At 59.6% G+C, this 18,948-nt stretch carries 17 protein-coding genes; 6 read left to right on the top strand and 11 right to left on the bottom strand.

From position 1 onward, the window contains the following. Positions 1-15: 15 nt before the first annotated feature. Positions 16-669: a ribonuclease HII gene (locus HRR99_RS02450; protein ID WP_233122624.1), complete on the bottom strand. Its 654-nt coding sequence runs from the start codon at positions 667-669 to the stop codon at positions 16-18. A 251-nt stretch (positions 670-920) separates the two neighbouring features. Then, on the bottom strand, positions 921-2,078 hold the full coding sequence (locus HRR99_RS02455; RefSeq protein WP_233122625.1) for a PA0069 family radical SAM protein: 1,158 nt from the start codon (positions 2,076-2,078) through the stop codon (positions 921-923). Between the two features lie 202 nt (positions 2,079-2,280). On the opposite strand from HRR99_RS02455, the gene HRR99_RS02460 reads away from it, so the two are divergent. Further along, positions 2,281-2,799, top strand: coding sequence for a glycosyltransferase family protein (locus HRR99_RS02460; protein WP_233122626.1), 519 nt, complete (start codon positions 2,281-2,283; stop codon positions 2,797-2,799). Here the strand turns inward: HRR99_RS02460 and moaB are convergent, their stop codons facing one another. From moaB to HRR99_RS02480, 4 genes are all read right to left on the bottom strand, one after another. Continuing rightward, complete coding sequence (gene moaB / locus HRR99_RS02465) at positions 2,800-3,345, bottom strand: molybdenum cofactor biosynthesis protein B (protein WP_233122627.1); 546 nt, start codon at positions 3,343-3,345, stop codon at positions 2,800-2,802. Further along, a complete protein-coding gene (locus HRR99_RS02470; protein ID WP_233122628.1) occupies positions 3,342-4,232 on the bottom strand; it encodes a 4-(cytidine 5'-diphospho)-2-C-methyl-D-erythritol kinase in 891 nt (296 codons plus the stop codon). The genes moaB and HRR99_RS02470 overlap by 4 nt, the downstream gene beginning before the upstream one ends. 7 nt (positions 4,233-4,239) lie before the next feature. Continuing rightward, entirely contained in the window at positions 4,240-6,081 is a 1,842-nt protein-coding gene (locus tag HRR99_RS02475) for a tetratricopeptide repeat protein (protein WP_233122629.1), read from the bottom strand. A 258-nt stretch (positions 6,082-6,339) separates the two neighbouring features. After that, positions 6,340-7,356: a polyprenyl synthetase family protein gene (locus HRR99_RS02480; protein WP_045232878.1), complete on the bottom strand. Its 1,017-nt coding sequence runs from the start codon at positions 7,354-7,356 to the stop codon at positions 6,340-6,342. A 116-nt stretch (positions 7,357-7,472) separates the two neighbouring features. On the opposite strand from HRR99_RS02480, the gene HRR99_RS02485 reads away from it, so the two are divergent. Both HRR99_RS02485 and HRR99_RS02490 read left to right on the top strand, forming a co-directional pair. Next, on the top strand, positions 7,473-7,703 hold the full coding sequence (locus HRR99_RS02485) for a putative signal transducing protein (RefSeq protein ID WP_233122630.1): 231 nt from the start codon (positions 7,473-7,475) through the stop codon (positions 7,701-7,703). Positions 7,704-7,709: 6 nt separating this feature from the next. Continuing rightward, complete coding sequence (locus HRR99_RS02490) at positions 7,710-8,525, top strand: tRNA1(Val) (adenine(37)-N6)-methyltransferase (protein WP_233122631.1); 816 nt, start codon at positions 7,710-7,712, stop codon at positions 8,523-8,525. 284 nt (positions 8,526-8,809) lie between these two features. Here HRR99_RS02490 and HRR99_RS02495 read toward each other — a convergent pair whose 3' ends face one another. Further along, positions 8,810-9,052, bottom strand: a complete 243-nt coding sequence (locus HRR99_RS02495) for a GIY-YIG nuclease family protein (protein WP_233123555.1) — start codon at positions 9,050-9,052, stop codon at positions 8,810-8,812. 729 nt (positions 9,053-9,781) lie between these two features. On the opposite strand from HRR99_RS02495, the gene HRR99_RS02500 reads away from it, so the two are divergent. Both HRR99_RS02500 and HRR99_RS02505 read left to right on the top strand, forming a co-directional pair. Continuing rightward, complete coding sequence (locus HRR99_RS02500) at positions 9,782-10,639, top strand: S49 family peptidase (protein WP_233122632.1); 858 nt, start codon at positions 9,782-9,784, stop codon at positions 10,637-10,639. Positions 10,640-10,653: 14 nt separating this feature from the next. Continuing rightward, a complete protein-coding gene (locus HRR99_RS02505) occupies positions 10,654-10,848 on the top strand; it encodes a hypothetical protein (RefSeq protein ID WP_077103523.1) in 195 nt (64 codons plus the stop codon). 19 nt (positions 10,849-10,867) lie between these two features. Here the strand turns inward: HRR99_RS02505 and HRR99_RS02510 are convergent, their stop codons facing one another. The 4 genes from HRR99_RS02510 to HRR99_RS02525 form a co-directional block, all read right to left on the bottom strand. Further along, entirely contained in the window at positions 10,868-12,784 is a 1,917-nt protein-coding gene (locus tag HRR99_RS02510) for a DUF2207 domain-containing protein (RefSeq protein ID WP_233122633.1), read from the bottom strand. 19 nt (positions 12,785-12,803) lie between these two features. After that, positions 12,804-14,066, bottom strand: a complete 1,263-nt coding sequence (locus tag HRR99_RS02515; protein ID WP_233122634.1) for a 3-phosphoshikimate 1-carboxyvinyltransferase — start codon at positions 14,064-14,066, stop codon at positions 12,804-12,806. A 42-nt stretch (positions 14,067-14,108) separates the two neighbouring features. Then, positions 14,109-14,660, bottom strand: a complete 552-nt coding sequence (locus HRR99_RS02520) for a LemA family protein (protein WP_233122635.1) — start codon at positions 14,658-14,660, stop codon at positions 14,109-14,111. Positions 14,661-14,745: 85 nt separating this feature from the next. Beyond that, positions 14,746-15,702, bottom strand: a complete 957-nt coding sequence (locus HRR99_RS02525) for a glycine--tRNA ligase subunit alpha (RefSeq protein ID WP_111840739.1) — start codon at positions 15,700-15,702, stop codon at positions 14,746-14,748. An 806-nt stretch (positions 15,703-16,508) separates the two neighbouring features. Between HRR99_RS02525 and glyS the strand changes: the two genes are divergently transcribed. Then, complete coding sequence (gene glyS, locus HRR99_RS02530) at positions 16,509-18,923, top strand: glycine--tRNA ligase subunit beta (RefSeq protein WP_233122636.1); 2,415 nt, start codon at positions 16,509-16,511, stop codon at positions 18,921-18,923. Positions 18,924-18,948: the final 25 nt, after the last annotated feature.

The raw sequence follows: 18,948 nt of genomic DNA on the forward strand, positions 1-18,948 counted from the left end.
ACCGAGGGTTTTGGCTTACTCTACGCGCATGGGACGAAAGCTCATGCGGTGCAGAGGGCAGGGGCCATTCGCCTCGATGGCACGCAGATGCGTCGGCGTGCCATAGCCTGCATGGGCTTCGAAACCATAGACGATATGGATCGACCCGGCTCTTTCCATCATTCTATCACGCGTGACTTTTGCGATGATGGAGGCCGCGGCAATCGAAACGGATCGAGCGTCTCCTTTGATCACGGCCTTACCGGCACACCCGATCCCCGGCGGAATGTCACGGCCATCGGCCAGAACCAGCGCGGGCGTCGTTTCCAGGCCGAGCACGGCCCTGCGCATCGCATCCAGACTGGCGCGCAGAATGTTCATCCGGTCGATGAGAACCGGGCCTGATGACGCGATCGAGACCTGCGACGTCTCCAGAATGCGCTCGAACAGAAATTCCCGACGTGCTTTCGAAAGCTTCTTCGAATCGTTGAGGCCATCGGGAATATTGTCCGGGTCGAGAATGACGGCTGCGGCAACCACAGGCCCGGCCAAGGGGCCGCGCCCGGCTTCATCCGTTCCGGCAACCGGCCATTCGCCACGCCGCTTCGCCTCAAGCTCCAGACTGAAATCAGGACCTGTTTCGGTGAAGTCGAAGAGCGCAGGAGAATCGGGTGCTGTGTTTCGTTTCATTTGGCGAAACTCGCACAGGCAACCGATCTCCTGCAAGCCCCCGGACGCAGGGTGTTTGCGCCAGCCCACGGGGCGGAGGGCTGGTGCATGAGGTCTCATGACCTCCAAAGCTCTTTCAATCGGGGCGGAAAGAGCAGACCCATGCGAGGCGGCAGATGCCGGGGGCGAAACCCGTAGCGCAGGGCATAGACGCTAGGGGTATTTCTGAGCGTCCGGCTGGCCCACAGGGCAGCAGCCGGACGTCTGTCATATCAAAGCAGCGAGAGTTGCACGCCTGCACCTCCCGGTGCGACGAACAGGTCATCCCGAAGGTGGAGGCCACGGCGCACGAGCCCCAGCCTCTTGGTCGTCATCTCGAAGCGACGGCCGATCTGCCAGGCATAGGGGCCAGCGCCCTTCATGCGCTTGCCGAATTCGGCATCATAGTCCTTGCCATCACGCATGGAGCGCACCAGCGACATGACATGCTGGTACCGGTGCGGATAATTGCGCAACAACCACTCGCGAAACAGCGGGCTGACCTCCAGCGGAAGCCGCAGCAGCACGTATGATGCTTCGGTTGCGCCTGCCGCCTTTCCGGCCTCCAGAACCCGCTCGATCTCGTGGTCGTTCAGCGCAGGAATGACCGGCGCCATCATCACGGCGACGGGAATACCGGCCTCAGTCAGCGTCTTGATGGCTTCCAGCCGCTTGGCAGGTGTCGCAGCGCGTGGTTCCATGCTTCGGGCAAGCTTGCGGTCCAGCGTGGTGACGGAGATGGCGACCTTCACAAGGCCCTTGGCGGCCATCGGGGCCAGAATATCGATATCGCGGGTGATCAGGCCCGATTTGGTGACGATGGCAACCGGATGCTCGGCCTTGGCCAGCACCTCGAGGATTTGCCGCATGATGCGCCATTCCCGCTCGATCGGCTGGTAGGGATCGGTATTGGTGCCGATGGCGATGACGCGGGCCTTGTATCCCGGCTTGCCCAGCTCCCGTTCCAGAAGCTTTGCGGCATCCGGCTTGGCAAACAGCTTGGCCTCGAAATCCAGCCCCGCCGACAGGCCCATATAGCTGTGGCTCGGCCTTGCGAAACAATAGATGCAGCCATGCTCGCATCCGCGATAGGGATTGACGGATCGGTCGAAGGGAATATCAGGCGAATCGTTGCGGCTGATGATCGTGCGTGGCTTTTCCACCTGCACTTCGGTACGAAACTCCGGCAATTCCTCGATGATCTGCCAGCCATCATCGACAGGCTCGTGCTGTAAGGTCTCGAAGCGGCCACCCGGATTGATGCCCGCACCACGCCCGCGACGACGGTCGATTTCGATCCGCAGACCCGATGCATCGACCAGCGCATTGGCAATATCTGGCGTATGGCCCGGCTGGAATGCAGCCTGCCCCGAAAGCACATGTTGTCTCATCTGGATGCTCCTGACCGGCACGAACCGGCTTGTTGGATGCCCCGATTCCTATCGCAGAAATTAGAACAATACAAGAACAAAATGTTAAAAACGCGCGATGGTAATTTGTTTTGCATTGCGATAGGAATTTGATCGATGAAATCTTGTGGCTTTGCGCGCTTTCTGTTTTATCGCTTCTAGGGGATCACACGCTGATAGACATATGCTGACAGTCATCATGGAATGCCGGGATCAGGAGCCGGAGCTTGCTCACACCCTCGCCACGCTCGTCTCGGGCGCCGTGGAAGGGCTGATCAGTGACGTCATCGTGCTGGATCATGCCTCCAGCGACGGCTCTGAGCGTGTGGCCGAAGCCGCTGGCTGCCGGTTTCATACGCAATGGGACATAAGGGATGTCATCGGCTCGGCGCGCGGCGAGTGGATTTTGATGATGGAGCCGGGCAGTCGCCCGCAAAATGGCTGGATCGCTGACATCAGCGAATATATGGCGCTGAGCAAACTGCCGGCACGCTTTGCGCCGTCGCGCCATTATCGCCCGTCGTTTCTGTCGCGGTTCGTCAGACGTAGGCCACCGCTGGAATATGGGCTGTTGCTGCGCAAACAGGAAGCTTTATCGATTGCCAAATCCGGCATGCCGCTCGACCATTTCCCGAAATCGCAGAAGACCCGCCGCTTGAGCGCCGAACTCATTCCTTCATGGGTGCTGCGCGCCGCGCGATAGTCAGCCTTGCGCCTTGCCGCGCTTCAGGTGCTCGTCCAGACGCGGCATGATTTCCACGAAATTGCAGGGCAAGTGGCGGTAGTCCAACTGCGCCTTCAAGATGCCGTCCCACGCATCCTTGCAGGCACCGGGAGAACCGGGCAGAACGAAGATGAAGGTGGAATTGGCAAGTCCCGCCGTGGCGCGCGACTGGATCGTCGATGTGCCGATCTTGTCATAGGAAATGCGTTGAAACACAGCCGAAAAGCCATCCATGCGCTTTTCGAACAGCGGCTCCAGCGCTTCCGGTGTCACGTCGCGCCCCGTGAAGCCGGTACCGCCGGTGGTGATGACGACGTCGATGTCTTCCGACAACGTCCACGCCTCGACCGTCTCACGAATAGCCGCCTTGTCGTCCTCGACGATGCCGCGATCCACCAGCCGGTGGCCCGTCTCCGCGATGCGCGCAACCAGCGTGTCGCCGGATTTGTCATCGGCAAGCGTGCGGGTGTCGGAGACGGTCAACACCGCGATGCCGACGGGAATAAAGGCTCTTTCGCCACTCATGATGCAGGTTCCGATACGGTTGTCGTGGCCTGAACATACCAGCCTAGCCGCTGTTGACGAAGAAAAACTGCGGCAGAGTTTGCTTCGTCTGCCGTGGCATAAAGTCCGAAACAGGTGGCGCCGGAGCCGGACATGCGCACCAGCGCCGCCCCGGTTCGTGTTAGCAACGCAGAGGCTTCGCCGATTTCGGCAAGACGTGTCCGGGCAGGCGGCTCCAGATCGTTGCGGCTTTTTGCGATGAAACTGAGCCAGTCCTCGCTGCGACGCTGCATGAGGGGTGGATTGTTCTTGTTGGCCAGATGCCTGAACACCTCGGGCGTCGAGACGCCCTTCAAGGGATTGACGAGAACGAGGTGCAGCGTCGGCATATCCTCGATGATCTCGAGGTCTTCGCCAATGCCGCGCGCAATCAGCGGCTTGCTGGCAAGACACATCGGCACATCTGCGCCGAGTTGGAGGCCGATCTCCACGAGGGCGGAATGGTCCGGCGCAACACCCCAGTGGGTCATCAAAGCGCGCAAGGTCGCGGCTGCATCGGCAGAACCGCCACCGATACCGGAGGCGACGGGCAGATTTTTATGCAGGTGGATGAAGACGGGCGTGGCGCTGGCGCCTGCCACTGCTCGCAAAAGATCCCGTGCCTTCAGCACGAGATTGCTGGCTGGATCGGCCTCTTTCAGCACATCGGCGAAGGGGCCGGAAATCACGAAGCCATCGCTTTCGGCATCGCTGATTTCGATCAGGTCACCCGCCTGCGTGAAAACCACCAGCGATTCAAGCAGATGATACCCGTCAGCCCGCTGACCCGTCACATGCAAGGCCAGATTGATCTTGGCGGGAGCGGCCTCTGTCGTCACGACCGCTCCAATAGGCTCGCGCAAGAGCATGATACCCTTAAGACTTCTTGTCCGGGGCAGGGGCCGGGGCCACGGGTGGCTCCGGCGGTGTCTGGTCTTTCCGGGCGGTGTTCTGCGCGTCCTTTTCCAGAGGCGGCAGGCCGTTGGCGATCTTTTCCTTCACCTTAGCCTTGTCGACATCGTCGCTATCGCCGATCAGGGCGCGGTTCCACTGGTACACGGCTTCGATCTTGCGACCGACGCGCCAGTAGGCATCGCCCAGATGGTCGTTGATGGTCGGGTCACCGGCGCGCAGTTCGATGGCGCGTTCCAGTTCCGTGACCGCCTCATCGAAAGCACCGAGACGGAAATGCGCCCAGCCGAGCGAATCGACGATGTAGCCGTCATTCGGGCGAAGCTCCACCGCGCGGCGGATCATGTCCATTGCCTGATCGAGGTTGAGGTTCTTGTCCACCCAGGAATAGCCCAGATAATTCAGAACCTGCGGCTGTTCCGGGTTCAGCTCCAGTGCGCGCTTGAAATCCGGCTCCGCCTTGTCCCACTGCTTCAGTCGCTCATAGGCAATGGCGCGCTGGAAGAAAATGGTCCAGTCGGTCTTCTTCGGCACGGCACCGATAACCTCGACAGCCTTGTCGTAATTGGCCGCCATCGCCGCATAGTCCTTGGCATCCGACAGGACCGAGCCATAGGCGAGATACGACCGCAGGTCTGTCGGGTCGGATTCCAGCAGCGAGCGCAGGTGCTGGCGCGCCTCGTCAACCTTGTCCGTCTGCGCCAGCGTTAGGCCCAGCTGCAACTCCGAAATGCGGTGCATGGGCGAATCGTCAGGCACTTCGCGATAGAACGCAATGGCGCGTTCCGGCTGCTTCTGCGCTTCTGCGAGGCCACCCAGCAAAATCAGCGTATCTGCGCTTTGCGGATCGAGCGCCCGAGATGTCTGAAGGTAGAGCGTAACGATCTCTTCGGCACCTTCGCGGTTCAGCGCACCGGCGATGGAGAACATCACCGAAGCGGCGCCCTCGATGGCGGTCTGAACCTGCTGATCTGGCTTTTCACCCTTTTCGATGCTCTGGCGCAGCGCCTTCAGCGGCGCATAGTTCGGCGCGAAGTTGTCGCCGACGGAAATCGTGTCCAGCGCCTTCTGCTTGTTGCCAGCCTTGGCCTCCAGCCGGGCCAGCGCCATCACCGCGCGCATGTAGGTATCGGTTGCGGTTGCGCCGCCTTCACGGTCGGCCACGGCGTCGTTCAGGTTCTTGCGGGCCGCTTCCGTGTTGCCGGTCACCAGCGCAATCGCGCCCGCATGATATTTCTGGAAAATGGAAATCCAGCCCGGGCCCTTCATGCCGTTGACCAGTGCCAGGGCTTCCTTGCCCTTGCCGGAACCGGCGCGCGACCAGGCGGTCAGCAGCGTGTTGACCATGCGGTCCAGATCGTTGGGGCCGGTATATTTCAGGATTTTTTCCGCGCTAGAAAATTCCTTGTGCTTGATGGCCGCCAGTGCCCGCACGATGGTGGTGACGCGCTCCACAGACGAATCGTCCTTGAGGCTATCGGCAATCTTGGCGCCTGCCTCGAAATCACCGCTCAGCAGCTGTGCAATCATCAGGCGCTGGCGAATTTCCACGTTGGCGGTATCGAATTCCAGCGCCTTTTTGTAGAGCGTAATGGCTGTCGCAAAATCCTGATCGACATCTGCCGTGCGTGCGGCCAGAAACGCGCCGGAGAAGGTGTTGACCTTATCGGGATTAAAAGTGACGGCATCAGGTGCTTTTTCTGCCGGTTTCGTCTCGGCAAATGCGGCCTGCTGGCCAGCGCCGAGGGAAAGGGCGGCAATGAAAGCCGCACCGCAGAGAAGACGAAATGCTGATTTGCGCCGCATGAAGAAACCTTTGCTCTTGTGCATATGCACCGAAAAATCCGTTGCACCCTACAGTTCGGTGCACCTTGCGGCACCTGGACGCTGTATGGCTTTGGCGGGAATCGAATGTCTGAATCGAGGCCGATTCAGACGATGACGCACCACGTCACGACAGAATGGCTTTTTTGAAGCAGCCCCGCAAGAAAATCCGCCACTGATATCAGAACTGCCGGAAATGTCGGCATCGCGCATATGATCAATCCGCGATGCTCTCCGTTATCAGTTCACACGCTCGATGCAGAAATCGATGACTTCCATCAGGGCGTTCTTCCATGGGCTTTTCGGCAGCGGCGCCAGCGCATCGCGCGCAATGGTGCCATAATGGTTGGCGCGGGTAATGGTGTCGGCCAGACCATTGTATTTCTTGATCAGGCCCAGCGCTGTTTCCAGATTTGCATCCGTGCTTTCGCCCTGCTCGATAGCGCGTTTCCAGAATTCGCGCTCTTCCACAGTGCCACGACGATAGGACAGAATGACCGGCAGCGTGATCTTGCCTTCGCGGAAATCATCGCCGGTGTTCTTGCCCAGATCGGCAGATTTGCCGCCGTAATCCAGCACGTCATCCACCAGCTGGAAGGCAAGGCCGAGGTTCATGCCGTAGGATTTCAGCGCGCTGCGGGTCGCCTTGTCGGTCTTGGCAACGATCGGGCCCACTTCGGCGGCAGCAGCAAAAAGAGCAGCGGTCTTAGCGCGAATGACCTGGAGATAATCGTCCTCGGTGGTTTCCATGTTCTTGGCCACGGAAAGCTGAAGAACCTCGCCCTCGGCAATCACGGAAGCCGCGGTGGACAGCACATCCAGCGCATCCAGCGAACCGACATCCACCATCATGCGGAAGGCCTGACCCAGCAGAAAATCTCCCACAAGAACGCTCGCCTGGTTGCCCCAGATGGTGCGTGCCGTAGATTTGCCGCGGCGCAGATCGCTCTCGTCCACCACGTCGTCATGCAGCAGCGTTGCCGTGTGCATGAATTCCACACTGGTTGCCAGCTTGATGTGGTGGTCGCCCTTGTAATCGAACATGGCAGCGGATGCGAGCGTCAGCATCGGACGCAGGCGCTTTCCACCGGAGGAGATCAGGTGGTTCGCCACTTCGGGTATCATCTGGACATCGGAACCGGCTTTGGAAAGAATAAGCTGGTTAACCCTTTCCATATCCGGGCGAGTCAGGTCGACAAGCGGCGTGACGGATGCGAGTTTGTTTTTGCTTTCTTCAAGCGGTATGACGACGCCCAACGGACCGGACTCCTGTTCGATATTGGGGCCGACAATAGAAAGCGGCGGTGCAAGCGGCAAGGGGCGAATTGCCTCATGCCGTTCAAAAAGATGGGATTTAGGGTGGAAACTGACCTATGCGTGAACTGATCCGTACAAACGACGCCGTTGTGCTCTCTTTTGCACAGAGCCTCATGAAGGATGCAGGCATTCACAGCCTCATCGCCGATCAGGGCATGAGCATTCTGGAAGGATCGCTCGGGCTGTTGCCACGCCGTTTTCTGGTGGAAGAGGATCGTGGCGATGAAGCGCGCCGCATTCTGACGGATGCCGGACTGGCCGACGAGCTGCGCGAAGACAAGGCCTGAAACGCCATGGCGGCAACCGTTTCCGAAACAGTCGATGCGTTTCATCGCGGTCGCTTCGAGATCGTGCAACCCAAGGGCAGGGGCCACAGGGCAGGCATGGATGCCATGCTGCTGGCCTCTCTGGTGGTTGATGATACCGCGTGTCGCGTGGCCGATCTGGGCGCCGGGGCGGGGGCCGCAGGCATGGCGGTGGCATCGCGTCTGGAAAAAGCTGACGTCACGCTGTTCGAGTTTTCGCCTGAGATGGTGGTTTTTGCGCAGCGCAGTTTGCAACTCCCGGCTAATGCTGCCTTTGCGCAGCGCGTCCTTGTCCAACAAGCGGATGTCACCCTGCGCGCCGACGCTCGAAGGGACGCGGGGCTGCTCGACAACCATTTCCATCACGTCATCATGAACCCGCCCTATAACGACGCAGGCGACCGCAAAACCCCCGATGCGCTCAAAGCCACCGCCCACGCCATGACGGACGATCTCTTCGAACACTGGCTCAGAACCGCCGCCGCCATCCTGATCCCCGGCGGCCAACTCTCCCTCATCGCCCGCCCCCAATCCATCTCCGACATCATCACCGCCTGCGGCCGCCGCTTCGGCGGCCTCGAAATCACCCTCGTCCACCCGCGCGCAGGCGAAGACGCGGTACGCATGCTGGTGACCGCCATCAAAGGCTCCCGCGCAAGGCTCACATTCCGCGCGCCGCTGACGATGCATGAGGATGGAAGTCATGCGTTTTTGCCGAGGGTGGATGATTTGAGCAATGGGCGGGTGGGGTATGGGCGGAATGATGCAAATACGCTGGGCAGGAGGCAGTCACCCTCCTCCTGAGGCACGTTCGCTATCCTGCCGAAGTTTTACGCACCTTTGCTGCGGGGGGTGTATTTGCATTTGTTTGCCGAGAGCTAAGGGGCGCGACGGTAGCAGTCCTCATCCTGAGGTGCCCCGTAGGGGCCTCGAAGGACGAGGGTTGCGGGCGGCGGGAATGCCGACACCAGAAACACATTTTTGCCCTCGCTGCCCAGCAGTCCTGACACCGCGACGTCTCTCCGCCCTCATGGTGAGGTGCGTAGCCCACAGGGCGGAGCCTCGAACCATCGGGGGCGGCCACTGGTTCAAGCCTTAACCACGGCAGGTCCCCTGCGCGACAGCTCCGGCAGCGTCTCATAGGCCATCGCAATCAACGCTTCCTTCTTGCGCCGCGACCAGCCCTTAATCTGGCGCTCCCGTTCGATGGCATCGACAATGCGGTCGTAGGTCTCAGTAAACACCAGCTCGACCGGGCGTGGTTTGGAGGTATATCCATAAATACCGGCGTTGTGTTCCCAAACGCGGGCTTCAACGGACTGCTTGGTCAGTCAGGTATAATACGATCCATCGCAGCAACGAACGATATAAACGGGTACTTCCATGGCGGGAATTCTGCCAAGTCATTACAGTCAATTCAATACTGAAAACTGCCAGTATTCCGGCCTTTGGAGCAAAACAACCCGCAGCCCCCGCCCTTCGAGGCCCCTACGGGGCACCTCAGGGTGAGGGCTGCTACCGCTGCGGAACCAAGTCGCGATTTCATCACCAACAGGAAGTTATGCATGAAGTGCGATATAGAGCTAAGCCACAGGCTCCGACGGTAGCAACCCTCATCCTGAGGTGCGGAGGCGAAGCCGGAGCCTCGAAGGACGAGGGTTGCGGGCAGTGGTATAAGGGCGGATAGCCGTCGCGGCATCAGTCGGCTTCCACCCGCAGCCCCCGCCCTTCGAGGCCCCTGCGGGGCACCTCAGGGTGAGGGCTGCTACCGCTGCGGAACCATAACGCGATCACCACCAACAGAAAGCTATGCACGAGACGTGATATAGAGCCAAGCCAAGGGCCCCGACGCAGCAACCCTCATCCATCATCCTGAGCTTGTCGAAGGAGAGGCGCGGAGGCGAAGCCGGAGCCTCGAAGGACGAGGGTTGCGGGCAAATTGCATGATGTCGTTCAAGCGCGCACCCACCCACCCCTCACCAAATTATCACCACCCCCGCCATTGTCTTTGCCCCGGCCATACCCACATCGGTTCCCATAGGAATGACGATGAGGATAAAATGGCCGGAATTTTGAAGCGATTGGTGCCCAAGCGGTTTCGCAAGACGGAGCTGATCATTCCCGTGGTGCGCATGCACGGCGCAATCATGGCAGGCGGCAGTCAGTTTCGTCCGGCGCTCAATCTGGCGTCCTACGCCCCACTGCTGGACAAGGCGTTCGGCATGAAGGAGGCGCCTGTCGTTGCCATTACGCTGAATTCCCCCGGCGGTTCGCCGGTTCAGTCGCGGATGATCTATAACCGCATCCGCCAGCTGGCGGAGGAGAAGAACAAGAAGGTGCTGATCTTCGTGGAAGATGTGGCGGCATCCGGCGGTTACATGATTGCGCTGGCGGGTGATGAGATCATCGCCGACCCGACCTCCATCGTCGGCTCTATCGGCGTCGTCTCCGGCGGCTTCGGTTTCCCTGAAATGCTGAAGAAGATCGGCGTCGAACGACGTGTCTATACTGCAGGCCAGAACAAGGCGATCCTCGATCCCTTCCAGCCGGAAAAGGAAGGCGATATCGAATATCTGAAATCGCTCCAGCTCGAAATCCACAACGTTTTCATCGACATGGTCAAACTGCGTCGCGGCTCGAAGTTGAAGGACGATCCGGCGATGTTCTCCGGCCTGTTCTGGACCGGCATGCGCGGGCTCGACCTCGGTCTTATCGATGGTCTGGGCGATATGCGCGACGTCCTGCGCCGTCGCTACGGCGACAAGGTCAAGCTTCAGCTTGTCAGCGGCGCGCGCAATTTCTTCGGCAAGAAACTGCCGGGCGTCGATCTCCACGCCCAGTCCATCGCCGCATCCGCCGCCTCGGGGCTTGCGGAAGTGGCGGAAGAAAAGGCATTGTGGGCCCGTTACGGTTTTTGATGGACAAACGATAGATGGCCCAATTGATAACGCTCGCCCTGCTCATGTTCGGGGCGATCATTCTTTACAAACGCTTCGTCGGCGATGCGAAAAAATTGTCCGAAAAAACCAAACGGCAGGAAAAAGAACGGGAAACCGGTGCCACCGGCACGCTCATCAAAGACCCCACCACGGGCGAATACCGCGTGAAGAAGGAAGACGAGGTTTAACCCTCGTCGCAGAGGCCGCTCACCAGCCCCCGCCTCCACCACCACCACCACCAGACCCGGACGAACCACCGCCACCGGAAAAGCTCGATGAAGACGAGCTGACCGGTGCCGGTATCGTTGAGGCGATTGTCGATGCCATGGAAGAGGAAAAGCCGCCGATTCGGGTTCCGAAATTGCTGTAGTTACCGCTGTACCATCCAGGCGAATATTCTCCCGCTTGAGCATTCGCCAGCCACGTCTCGAACGCCTCGCTCCAGGGCTTTTCCACGCCCAGAGCAACGGCATAAGGCAGCAATGTCTCAAAATGCTGTGGTGACATCTGCGGCGCGCCCTGCATGTTCATCCGGTCTTTCTCAGCCACCGTCAGATAAAGCCGAAGGCCCTCGATGCCGTCCATCAGCTTGCGCCCCAGCGGCGTCGGTGCGCCCATCAGCATCACGAACACGATGTTTGTGGTGATGATACCAGCGACGGACATCATGGCAGGCAATTGCAGCGCTTCGAGCTTTTCCAGCGAAACGACGGTCATCGCACCGCCAATACCGGAGATCAGCATGGACGCCACCAGCGCCAGAACGACGATCATCCCGATGCGCTTGAGCAGAGAGCCACCACGCGTCAACGATTTTCCGAAGGCAAGTGCAAAAATCGTCCCGACGAAGGACAGGATGCCGATGAAAAAGGTCGCAAAAAGGGCCTCCGGTTCGAAATTACCAAAGAACAAAACTGCGCAAACGATGAAGAAGGATAGGAAAAAGCCTGAGACCACAAAACCAATATTCTCGCGATAGTATTTGCCACTATGTTCCGTTTCGATTGCCTTTTGAAAAGCATTGCCGAGCGATACGACCCTTGATCCGTTTTTCTTGTTGATCTCGAATGCCATGCCCGGTTCATCGACCGTATTGATGATCTTTGCCTCACCCGCCTGTAACTTGCCCTCGATTGGCTTGTCGGTGCGGCGAATGATGAGCGAATTCTTCAAATCCTCCAGCACCACGTAACCTTTGACCGCAAGGTTGAGCGATGCGGCGGAAAACGCCGTCCAGCCATTCTCGGAAAACCCGTGATTATCGACGTAGTTGACGAGCGCAGGCGACAATCCCTCCGGCGCATCCCAACGCGGCACGATGATGCCCTTGGCGGGGTCGCGGCCAACAGCCGACCAAGCCCGGTAATAATAAAACAGGATGATTATGAAGCCTGAAACACCCAGTACCGAGCCCAAATGGTCTTGCAACCACCAGCTCCGCGCCTGCGCAGCCGTCGGCGCGTCAATCACACCCTTCGGCAGTTTCACCGCAATCGTCATGCCTTCGCCCTGATAGAACGGGCGCGTCGAGGCGAAGAACACCTCGTTGCCCTCGGTCATCACACGGGCATCCTTGCCCTTCGAACCGAGAGGTCCGGTGAAAACGGCGGTTTCGGATGGCGCCACGCCCTCCGGCAGGGAGACGGTGGCCGAGATGTCGCGCATCGGAAACTGCCAGCCATTGCCGGTCACGTTCCAGGTCAGCTCGTCATATGTGTCGAAATAGCGGATTTGCCGGTCGGTGGTATAGGTGATCTGGAAAACGTGATCGCCGGTTGGCAGAAACCGGTCGGCATTGCCGGTATAGATGCGGATGCCGCCATCGATGCTTTCGGTGCGCCAATCTTCTGGAGCGCCATCCCGCTCCACCGACAGAACCTTGAAGCCGACCTTGGTGCGGCTGCCGTTCTTGTCCAGCGCATACAGCGGGAAGTCGCGGAAAATACCGCGCTTGATCCGGTTGCCTTCGGCCCGCGCCGTAATGGTCTCCGTCACCGTCAGTTCACCGCTTTTGGCGACATCCACCACGGAATGATAGGAACTGATGAACTCTTCAGCCGCCGCAGGCAGGGCCGCAAGCATGAAGACGAAAAGTGCCAGACATCTCGCAGCAATAGTCTTCACGGGTGGCCCTTTCTGAGCGTCAGTCCTGTCCGGTTTCGCTGTAATCCACACCCAGCGAAGCCAGCGCCTTCCAGTAGCCGGGGTAGGTCTTGCCCACGCAAGCCGGGTTCTGAATGGCGATGCCGCCAGTCTTCAGGCCTGCCAGCGCAAAGCTCATGGCAATGCGGTGATCGTGGAACGTATCGATGGAGGCCGACACTGTCTGTCCGGCCAGATCAGGATCGGCATGCACGATCAGATCGTCGCCATCCTCTTCCGCAAGCCCTGCACGGATACCGTTCAGGCCAAGCGACAGCGCCCGAATGCGATCGCATTCCTTCACCCGCAGATTGGCAATGCCCACGAACCGCACCGGCGTCGTGTTGTAAGCAGCCAGCACCGCAATCGTCGGAATGGCGTCCTGCATCTGGCTGCCATCGATTTCGGCTGGCAGGTTGGGAAACTGTGCCATCACGGCATAGGCCTTGGCATCCGGCTGCGTAAACGCATCCGCAGGCGTACCGATATCGATCTTGCCGCCCGTCAACAGTTCCGCACCCCAGAGATAGGTGGCGGCAGACGCATCCGGCTCGATGTGGAAGTCGGTGGCCTTGTAACCAGTCGGGTGCACGCGCCAGACGGCGTTGCTCACCCGCTCAACCGTCGCGCCGAAGGCCTCCATGGCAGACACAGTCAGGTCGATATAGCCCTTGGCGCCAATGTCCTCACCCGCCAGAATGATATCCAGCGGCTTTGCCCCGCAAGGCGCGGCCATCAGAAGCGCGGACACATACTGGCTGGAAAGATTGGCGTCGATGGTCACGCTATCCCTCACAAAACCCTGTCCATTGCCCTTCACCGTCACCGGCGGGCAACCCGTTGCCGCTTCCGCTTCGATGCCCAGCGCATTCAGCGCCTCCACCAACGGCTGGATCGGCCGCTTGCGCATATGCTCGTCGCCATCGACAACCACGGTGCCATCCACGGAAGCCACCGCCGCCGTCAAAAACCGTGTCGCCGTTCCCGCATTGCCGAGGAAAAGCGGCTTGGTCGGTGCCGTCAATACGCCGCTGCTTTCCACCACGAAACTCGTCGCATCCGGCTCGGTCACATCAACGCCCATGGCGCGCAGGGCTTCGGCCATATAGAGCGTATCGTCGCTTTTCAGCGCGCCGGTCAGCACGCTTCGTCCCTTGGCAAGACCCGCCAGCAGCAACACGCGGTTGGTGATGGATTTGGAACCGGGCGGCTCCACCTTGCCGGAAAGCGGATGGTTGGGCGGGGTAATGGTCAGTTCGATCATGGCTTTATCGTTTCTCAACCAGCCGGCGGCCGGTTCTTTGGCTCAGAATTTTACGGTAGGAACGGCGCGATCCGCCTCATTGGTGATCTCGAAAAACGGTGCTTTGGCAAAGCCGAAATTGCGTGCCACCAGATTGGAAGGGAAGCTCTCCACCTTCACATTCAGGTCGCGCGCCGAACCATTATAATATCGGCGTGACATCTGAATTTCACCCTCGATGGTCTCAAGAGATTTCTGCAATTCCAGAAAGCCCTGATTGGCCTTGAGATCGGGGTAGGCCTCCGCCAGCGCAAACAACTTGCCCAGCGCCTGGCTCAGCAACCCTTCCGCCTGCGCACGCCCCTCGACATCGCCAGCAGGTACCGCCTGAGCGCGGTTGCGCATCGCCACCACCTCTTCAAAGGTGCTCTTCTCGTGCGCCGCATAGCCTTTCACGGTCTCGATCAGGTTGGGAATGAGGTCCGCGCGGCGCTTCAACTGCACATCGATGCCCGACCACGCCTCTTCCTTCATCTGCCGCGCCGTGACGAGGCTGTTATAGATGAAGACGACATAGACGGCGATAACAGCGATAATGGCCAGTGCGATATACATGTCCCAGTCCCCCTCATGAAACCTTATGGTCTGGCCGGACGATAGTCGTTCCGGCCCTCCCTGTCATCGCCTGTCAAACAACGCGTCAGGCCGCGTCCTTATTCCAGTTCGCACCACCGGCGTCGGTCATCAAAAACGCCTCGCCGCAGGCCTTGGACAGCGTGCGCACGCGCAAAATATAGCTCTGCCGCTCGGTCACGGAAATCACGCCGCGCGCATCCAGCAGGTTGAAGACGTGGCTCGCCTTGATGCACTGGTCATAGGCCGGAAACACGCATTTATGCAGCATTTGGTTGGCGTTGTCGCCGGGCGCACCGGCATCCAGCAGCGCCTTGCACTCTTTCTCGGCGTCGATGAAATGGCGGTGCAGCATGGCGGTGTCGGCATATTCGAAGTTGTGGCGCGAATATTCCTGCTCTGCCTGCAGGAAAACATCGCCGTAGGAAATCTTTTCCTCGCCTTCGCGACCATTGAAGTTCAGGTCGTAAACATTGTCCACGCCCTGCACATACATGGCCAGCCGCTCCAGACCATAGGTCAACTCACCGGCAACCGGCGAGCACTCGATGCCGCAAACCTGCTGGAAATAGGTAAACTGCGACACTTCCATGCCGTCGCACCAGCACTCCCAACCCAGACCCCAGGCCCCCAGCGTCGGGCTTTCCCAGTCGTCTTCCACAAAGCGCACATCATGCAGCAATGGATCGAGACCGATAGCCTTCAGCGAGCCGAGATACAGCTCCTGCAAATTGGAAGGGTTGGGTTTGAGAATGACCTGATATTGGTAATAATGCTGCAACCGGTTGGGGTTCTCACCATAGCGCCCGTCGGATGGACGGCGTGACGGCTGCACATAGGCAGCCTTCCACGGCTTCGGCCCCAGCGCCCGCAACGTCGTTGCCGGGTGAAACGTACCCGCGCCCACTTCCATATCGTAAGGCTGCAACACCGCACAGCCCTTGTCGGCCCAGTAATTGTGCAGCGTCAGGATCAACGCCTGAAAGGAACGCTTCGGGTTCATATGGTCTGGAACGTCGGTCATTACAGTCATCACGGCCATCGATTGTTGTCAGTAAGCGCTTACTTACCTCGGATGCGGACAGGTGCCACGGGGATGGGTTGCGGGTCAAGAACTTCTGTGTGTGGGAGGGTGCCTTGCGGCGGATGCTTCGAGGGCGCTGCGCGCCACCTTAGCATGAGGGCGGTGGGCGTGGTAGCCCGACTATCTCGCATAAGTGGAGAGCATCGCACAACGCAGCAACCCTCATCCATCATCCTGAGCCTGTCGAAGGAGAGGTGCCCGCAGGTCGCATTGGTAGCAATCCTCATCCTGAGGTGCCCCGCAGGGGCCTCGAAGGACGAGGGTTGCGGGCTTGAGGCAGAGTGCGCGGCAGATGCTTCGAGGGTCGCTTCGCTCCCACCTCAGCATGAGGTTGGAGGGTGTGGTGGCCCCAAGGCTTCGAGAGGGCAGAGCGAGACGCTGGACATCGAGCGCAAGGCAGCAACCCGAAAGGTCAGAGTACGCCGCTCACCCCCCTCTGGCCTGCCGGCCATCTCCCCCACAGGTGGGGAGATCGAATGCGGCAAACTCTCGCGAATCTCGACCGTTTTGGGAGAGGCCAGTTCGGAAGAGGCCATCTCTGCCGCTGCGGATAAAGCGGGGAGCATGCGCCCAGCCGATCTCCCCACCTGTGGGGGAGATGGCCGGCAGGCCAGAGGGGGGCGATCTGGCGCCGAGGCTTACCATCCTGCCAACAACACCCCACCCGCCCGATATTACCATTGTGCATCCACCGCAAATTTTGCTAGCAGAGGCCAACCGAAAATCCATGACACCGGAAAATAGATATGCCCGATCTTCTGCTTGAACTCCGCTCCGAGGAAATCCCCGCTCGCATGCAGCGGAAGGCGGCTGGCGATCTGAAGAAGCTTGTCACCGATGCGTTGGTGGAAAAAGGGCTGACCTATGAGGGTGCGCGCGAATATTGGACGCCGCGCCGCCTGACGCTGGATATTCGCGGGCTGAACGCGCGCTCTGCCGATGTGCGCGAAGAAAAGAAAGGCCCCCGCACCGATGCCAACGAAAAGGCCATCGAAGGCTTTTTGCGTGGCGCGGGCCTCAGCGATATCGCGCAGGCGCAGGTCGTGTCCGACCCGAAGAAGGGTGATTTCTACATTGCCATCGTCAACAAGCCCGGCCGTGCGGCAGAAGAGATTATTGCCGAGGTGATGCCCGGCATCATCCGCAAGTTCCCGTGGCCTGTTTCCATGCGCTCCGGGCCAGCCTCCATGCCAAAGGGCTCCAGCTATGCGGGCATTGAAGGCAAGGGTTCGGAAAGCCTCAGCTGGGTGCGCCCGCTGCAATCCATCGTCTGCCTGTTCGGCCCCGAACATGACGAAACGCAGGTCATTCCCTTCGAGATCGATGGCATTGTGGCCAGCAACGTGACCTATGGCCACCGTTTCCATGCGCCGGACGCCATCACCGTGCGCCGCTTCGAGGACTATGTGTCGAGCCTCGAAAAGGCCAAGGTCATCTTGGATGCCGAGCGCCGCAAGGACATCATTCTGCACGATGCCAAGGATCTGGCTTTCGCCAACGGCCTCGATCTCGTGGAAGACGAAGGCCTGCTGGAAGAAGTCTCCGGCCTCGTGGAATGGCCGCAGGTGCTGATCGGCACCTTCGAGGAAGATTACCTCGAAATCCCCGCCGAAATCATCCGCCTCACCATCAAGACCAACCAGAAGTGTTTCGTCACCCGCCCGCAAGGCGCGACGGAGGGCCTGTCCAACCGCTTCATTCTGGTCTCCAATATTCAAGCCATCGATGGCGGCAAGGAAATCATCCACGGCAACGGCAAGGTCGTGCGCGCCCGCCTCTCGGATGCCAAGCACTTCTGGACCCGCGATCAGGGCGACCTGCCGGACCTGGAAACGCTCAAAGCTTCCGCTGCGAAATTCGACCTCGACCTGAGGAAGCCGCTGGACCAGCGCATGGCCAAGCTCGATGCGCTGAACGTGACGTTCCACGCCAAGCTCGGCACGCAGGGCGAACGCGTCGCCCGCATCCGCGAACTGGCCAAGCAGCTTGCCCCGGTTATCGGGGCCGATGCCGATCTGGTAGACCGCGCCGTGGTTCTCGCCAAGGCCGACCTGCGCACCGAAGCCGTCGGCGAGTTCCCCGAGCTACAGGGCCTGATGGGCCGCAAATATGCGAGCCTTCAGGGCGAAAACGAAAGCGTCGCCGCCGCGATCGAAGACCACTGGAAGCCGAATGGCCCGTCCGACCGTCTGCCGCAAGACAAGGTCGGTCTGACGGTGGCTCTAGCCGACAAGCTAGATACCCTCGTCGGCTTCTGGGCCATCGATGAAAAGCCCACAGGTTCGAAAGACCCATTCGCGCTGCGCCGTGCGGCGCTTGGTGTGGTGCGGATGATTTTGGAGCGGGGTGTTCGGTTGCCGCTTAGGTTCTTACCAATCTATCGTGTAACAACGCCGGAGGAAGAGGCTACAAAATTTCCTCTTGGCCTTTATTCTGTCACTGCTGCTGATGCTGAAGACCTTAAGAGGTTTGTTCGCGATGACAAGCCTGAAATTGATCAAAGTGCTCTTGATCTACTAAAGGGCACCGCTGAATTTTGGCTTCAGCACAATGAAGTTGTTGGGCTTTCCGAGGCGGAAAAGAGAAATGCCAGTGTGAGGTCCGAGCCATCATACCAATTGTTTGGTCCTATGGCACAATATCTGGACCTCCTATCCTTTTTCCACGACCGCCTCAAAGTCTACCTCCGCGATCTCGGCGCGCGCTACGATCTCATCGAAGCCGTCCTCACGCCTGAGACAGACGATCTCCTCATGGTCGCCCGCCGCGTCGAAGCGCTGACGGCTTTCGTGACGGATCAGGATGGCATTAACCTTCTGGCTGGCACCAAGCGCGCCACCCAGCTTCTGGCCGCAGAAGAAAAGAAGGGCACCGTGGTGGCCGACAGCGTTTCGGAAGAACTGCTGAAACTCGACGCCGAAAAAGCGCTCTTTGCGGCCATCAAGACAGCCTCTGCCGATGCCGCCAAGGCGGTCGAAACGGAAGACTTCCGCTCCGCCATGCAGGCGCTTTCAACGCTGCGCGCGCCCGTCGACAAATTCTTCGAAGACGTCCTCGTCAACGACGAAGACACCGCCATCCGCGCCAACCGCCTGGCCCTGCTAAAGGCCATCCGCGAAGCGACAGGCACGGTTGCGGACTTCTCGAAGATCAGTGGGTGAGTTGGTCTTGCTCATGGTAACATTT

The organism is Agrobacterium vaccinii, assembly GCF_021310995.1.
Lineage (GTDB): Bacteria > Pseudomonadota > Alphaproteobacteria > Rhizobiales > Rhizobiaceae > Agrobacterium > Agrobacterium vaccinii.

Bases quoted from the DNA above. Each gene is read 5' to 3' on its own strand.
- HRR99_RS02515 (WP_233122634.1), bottom strand. From the start codon at position 14,066: ATGATCGAACTGACCATTACCCCGCCCAACCATCCGCTTTCCGGCAAG.
- moaB (WP_233122627.1), bottom strand. From the start codon at position 3,345: ATGAGTGGCGAAAGAGCCTTTATTCCCGTCGGCATCGCGGTGTTGACC.
- HRR99_RS02505 (WP_077103523.1), top strand. From the start codon at position 10,654: ATGGCCCAATTGATAACGCTCGCCCTGCTCATGTTCGGGGCGATCATT.
- HRR99_RS02500 (WP_233122632.1), top strand. From the start codon at position 9,782: ATGGCCGGAATTTTGAAGCGATTGGTGCCCAAGCGGTTTCGCAAGACG.
- HRR99_RS02455 (WP_233122625.1), bottom strand. From the start codon at position 2,078: ATGAGACAACATGTGCTTTCGGGGCAGGCTGCATTCCAGCCGGGCCAT.
- HRR99_RS02460 (WP_233122626.1), top strand. From the start codon at position 2,281: ATGCTGACAGTCATCATGGAATGCCGGGATCAGGAGCCGGAGCTTGCT.
- HRR99_RS02520 (WP_233122635.1), bottom strand. From the start codon at position 14,660: ATGTATATCGCACTGGCCATTATCGCTGTTATCGCCGTCTATGTCGTC.
- HRR99_RS02490 (WP_233122631.1), top strand. From the start codon at position 7,710: ATGGCGGCAACCGTTTCCGAAACAGTCGATGCGTTTCATCGCGGTCGC.
- HRR99_RS02525 (WP_111840739.1), bottom strand. From the start codon at position 15,702: ATGACCGACGTTCCAGACCATATGAACCCGAAGCGTTCCTTTCAGGCG.
- HRR99_RS02475 (WP_233122629.1), bottom strand. From the start codon at position 6,081: ATGCGGCGCAAATCAGCATTTCGTCTTCTCTGCGGTGCGGCTTTCATT.
- HRR99_RS02485 (WP_233122630.1), top strand. From the start codon at position 7,473: ATGCGTGAACTGATCCGTACAAACGACGCCGTTGTGCTCTCTTTTGCA.
- HRR99_RS02450 (WP_233122624.1), bottom strand. From the start codon at position 669: ATGAAACGAAACACAGCACCCGATTCTCCTGCGCTCTTCGACTTCACC.
- HRR99_RS02470 (WP_233122628.1), bottom strand. From the start codon at position 4,232: ATGCTCTTGCGCGAGCCTATTGGAGCGGTCGTGACGACAGAGGCCGCT.
- glyS (WP_233122636.1), top strand. From the start codon at position 16,509: ATGCCCGATCTTCTGCTTGAACTCCGCTCCGAGGAAATCCCCGCTCGC.